Raw genomic sequence first — 4,170 nt, 5'->3', positions numbered from 1 at the left:
TCTCAAGTGTATAGCTTTGAAGGAAGTTTTACAGAATATGAGGAAAACAAGCGCAAACGCCTTGGAAAAGATGTTACTCCAACTCGTATTAAATACAAAAAATTAACACGATAAACATTTGTTAAAAAATCCTGATTAAGTCAGGATTTTTTTATAAATTAGTATTTCCTTTTCAATGCACTTAAATGATAACGTATAAGCATTTTTATTTAGTTTTAGTATTCTGGCTTTGCTCACTTTCAGGAATAGCACAGCATACGGATTTATCTAATAAAGAAGCGAAACAGTTGTTGAAAAAGGCGGGGCAAAGTTTTCTAAAGTTAGAAACTAAAAAATCGCTCGATTTTGCTCAAAAAGCTCTAGTTATTGCTACAAAAAATGATAACGATTTATTAGCCGCTAAGGCTTATAATATTATTGGTTTAAACTTCGAAGAATTTGCTGATTATAAAAAAGCAATTGAATTTTATTCTAAAGGACTTATTTTAGCTAATAAAGTTGATAACGACACTGTAAAAGGTTGGTTAAATAACAATTTAGGTAACCTTTATTGTTACCGAAAAATCGATTTTCGAAAAGGAATTAAACATTATAAAGAAGGCTTAAAATATTCTATTCAACATAAAGATGAATATGAAATTATGTTTTCTAAACTTAATATTGGAAGTGCCTATTTTGCTGTAGAAGATTTTAGTTCTGGAATTCAATATTTTAATGAAATTAAAGATTATGTAGACAAAGAAGGTGATAATGAAGCTAAAATATCATTAAACTCAAATTTTGGCGCCTACTATAATCACTTGAACAACAATCAAAAAGCGGAAGAATATTATTTAAAAGCGGTTCATTTTTGCGAACAAAATGATATTGAGTTAATTAAGTCAAACGCAAGTGATGTTTATAATGATATTTCAAATTTTTACTATAAAATTAAAAACTTTGAAAAAGCACACTTCTATCTCTTAAAACATGACGAATTACAAGATAAAATTTATAACGAAGAGCGATTAAGTGATGTTAAAATAGGAGGGTTGCAAATTGAGCATGACGAGATTAATAGAGAGATTGATCAAATTAAAAAAGAAAAAGAAATTCAAGCTGAAAAATTACAAGCTAATCGTGTTTTCGTTATTCTTTTAGCTATTATTTTCTTCATTTTGGTGTTGTTACTATTGTCTTTAATTAGAAATAACAAGTTCAAAGCAAAAATTAATGAAGAATTAAAACGAACCAATAATGAATTATTAGTTGCAAAAGAAAAAGCAGAAGAAGCATCTCAATTAAAAACCCAATTCATTTCAACTATTAGTCACGAACTAAGAACACCTCTTTATGGAGTTGTTGGAATTACAGATATCATTTTAGACGAACACAAAGAATTAAAAAACAGTCCGCATTTAAAATCATTAAAATTTTCAGCCAAGTATTTATTGTCATTAGTAAATGATATTTTAAAAGTCTATAAAATTGAAGAAAATCAGGTAGTTCTTGAAGATATGGTTTTTAATATCCATGACGAATTAACGGTTATCAAAGATTCACTTCACTTTTTAGCGATTAAAAATAACAACCAAATTTTTATTGAAGTTGATAATTCAATTCCAGAAGTTTTGGTTGGCGATAAAATTCGATTATCTCAAATTTTTATTAATTTGATGAGTAACTCTCTTAAATTTACCGAAAACGGAAAGGTATTGGTTAAAGCGCATCTGATTGAAAAAATAGGAACAAAATGTTATTTGAAATTTGAAGTTATTGATAACGGAATTGGTATTGCAAAAGAAGATCAAAATAAAGTTTTCGAAAAATTTGTTCAAGTATATCGTAAAGAAGACGATTATCAAGGAACTGGATTAGGATTAACCATTGTTAAAAAATTAGTTGAATTGTTTAATGGTACCATTCAATTAGAAAGCGAAGAAGGAAAAGGAACGACCATTACTTTTACTTTACCACTAGAATCAGATGATTCAAAAGCAAAATCAATTATTGATAATTTAGATGTAGATCTTTCAGTAAGAAAAGAATATAAAATTTTAGTAGTTGAGGATAATAAAATTAATCAAGTGGTAACTAAGAAACTCCTAGAAAACAATCGTTTTAAATGTCAAATTGTAGACGATGGTTATGCCGCCTTAGAGTTAGTTACTAAAACTCATTTTGATGCTATTTTGATGGATATAAACATGCCTTTAATTAATGGATTTGAAACTTCAAAATTAATAAGACAAAAAGGAATCCAAACTCCAATCATCGCTGTAACTGCTTTTGATAGACAAGATATTGAAGATAAAATTATAGATGCTCAAATTAATGAAGTTATAGTGAAACCTTTTGAAAGTCATAAATTGTTTGAAACCATAAAACGATTAGTAGATAAATAAAAAACGTTGGCTTAGTACCAACGTTTTTTGTTTTTCTTAGAAGCTTCCGATTTTCTTGAATTGGAATTCGGATTCATCTTATTTTTATTTCTTAAATCAGGTTTTGCATCTGGGTTTACTTCTGTGTCTTTCCAAGTATATTGATGGTCTGTTATCACTTTAACTTTCATTCGGATTAACTTTTCAATATCCTGCCAATATGGTTTTTCGTCTTTTCCACAAAATGAAATCGCTAAACCTGAATTTCCAGCACGACCTGTACGACCAATTCGGTGTACATACGTTTCCGAAATATTTGGAATATCAAAGTTAATTACAAACGGAAGTTGTTCAATATCGATTCCTCTTGCCGCAATATCGGTAGCAACTAAGATATCGATTTCTTTATTTTTAAATTGCTCCAAAACACGTTGACGTGCATTTTGCGATTTATCTCCGTGAATAGCTTCAGCTTTTATATGAGCTTTTTTCAACACTTTTACAATGTTGTTAGCACCATGTTTGGTTCTGGTAAACACTAAAGCATTACTCAAACTTTCTTGAATAATTAACTGTTTTAAAAGTAAACGTTTTTCGTCTTTGTTTACGAAATATACTTTTTGCGTTACATTTTCAGCCGTACTCGAAATTGGTGTTACCGAAATGTATTTTGGTCGTGTTAAAAAAGTATCCGCTAATTCTCTAATCGCTAAAGGCATTGTTGCAGAAAACAACAACGTTTGACGATTTTCAGGAGTTAATTTGATGATTTTCTTTACATCATTAATAAATCCCATATCCAACATTTGATCAGCTTCGTCTAAAACTAAATGATGCATGTGATTCAAATCAATGAATCCTTGTTTGTGTAAATCTAAAAGTCTTCCTGGAGTAGCAATTAAAACATCAACACCCATTTTTAATTCGTTTACTTGAGGAACCTGATTTACACCGCCAAAAATTACTAACGATTTTACATTGGTATATTTTCCGTAAGTTTTAAAACTCTCATCAATTTGTATTGCTAATTCTCTTGTAGGCGTTACTACTAAAGTTCTAATATGTTTTGCTTTTTTAGCAGAACCTACAATTCGATGAATTAAATTCAGAATAGGAATGGCAAAAGCACCTGTTTTTCCTGTTCCGGTTTGAGCACAAGCAACTAAGTCTTGTCCTAATAAAATTTCAGGAATCGCTTGCTCTTGAATTGGAGTAGGGTTTGTGTAGCCTTCTTCTTCTAAAGCTTGTTGTATATTGTTAAATAATTTTAATTCGTTAAATGTCATAAATAGTAAATTTTCCTATCAAATAAGTTTGATAAGGGTACAAAGATAGTGTTATTTTGAGGAATTTGGTTTTACCCAACTTTTGCCTTCATAAAATCAGTAATTAAAGAAGCTATTAATTTACCGGTTAAATGATTGTTTTTTGAATCATCAAGGGCAGGAGCTCCTTCACAAATATGAAAATAAGAAGCATTCTGATGTTTTCCAAAAAAGTAAGTAAAATGTCGAGCTTTATCCACACTAAAACCACTCAAAGTCATAGCGCTAGAAGGAATATTTGGAATTGCATCTAAATCTAATTCCACGCCAAAAGGTTCATTTTTAATAAAGTTTAGTGCGTTTTCTAATTCGGTTTCGAAGTTTTTCTCCCGTTTTACTTCTACTTCTTCATAGGTAACATATTTTACTCTTGAAGTCAATTCTTTTAATGTATTGAAAACACTTTTTGAAACAAAGTTTTCGTGTAATCCAAAAACAAAATATTTCTTTAGAAAACCGTCTTCAAAAGCATAACTAAATCC

The 4,170-nt window shown here is 29.4% G+C and carries 2 protein-coding genes and 1 pseudogene; 1 reads left to right on the top strand and 2 read right to left on the bottom strand.

What is annotated here, in order from left to right; genetic code table 11:
* Positions 1–185: 185 nt before the first annotated feature.
* On the top strand, positions 186–2,384 hold the full coding sequence (locus L6Q46_RS12920) for an ATP-binding protein (RefSeq protein ID WP_291284653.1): 2,199 nt from the start codon (positions 186–188) through the stop codon (positions 2,382–2,384).
* 11 nt (positions 2,385–2,395) lie between these two features.
* Here the strand turns inward: L6Q46_RS12920 and L6Q46_RS12915 are convergent, their stop codons facing one another.
* Both L6Q46_RS12915 and L6Q46_RS12910 read right to left on the bottom strand, forming a co-directional pair.
* A complete protein-coding gene (locus tag L6Q46_RS12915; RefSeq protein WP_291284652.1) occupies positions 2,396–3,649 on the bottom strand; it encodes a DEAD/DEAH box helicase in 1,254 nt (417 codons plus the stop codon).
* 71 nt (positions 3,650–3,720) lie between these two features.
* Positions 3,721–4,170: pseudogene (locus L6Q46_RS12910) on the bottom strand (arginase); the annotation flags it as partial.

It is taken from the genome of Flavobacterium sp., from assembly GCF_023151265.1.
Taxonomy (GTDB): domain Bacteria; phylum Bacteroidota; class Bacteroidia; order Flavobacteriales; family Flavobacteriaceae; genus Flavobacterium.
The sequence above is the reverse complement of the archived record's forward strand: the minus strand, read 5'-3'. Positions and strand labels throughout refer to the sequence as shown.

What these genes read in the sequence shown, in the direction of transcription:
- L6Q46_RS12920 (WP_291284653.1), top strand. Translation starts at nt 186, where the DNA reads ATGATAACGTATAAGCATTTTTATTTAGTTTTAGTATTCTGGCTTTGC.
- L6Q46_RS12915 (WP_291284652.1), bottom strand. Translation starts at nt 3,649, where the DNA reads ATGACATTTAACGAATTAAAATTATTTAACAATATACAACAAGCTTTA.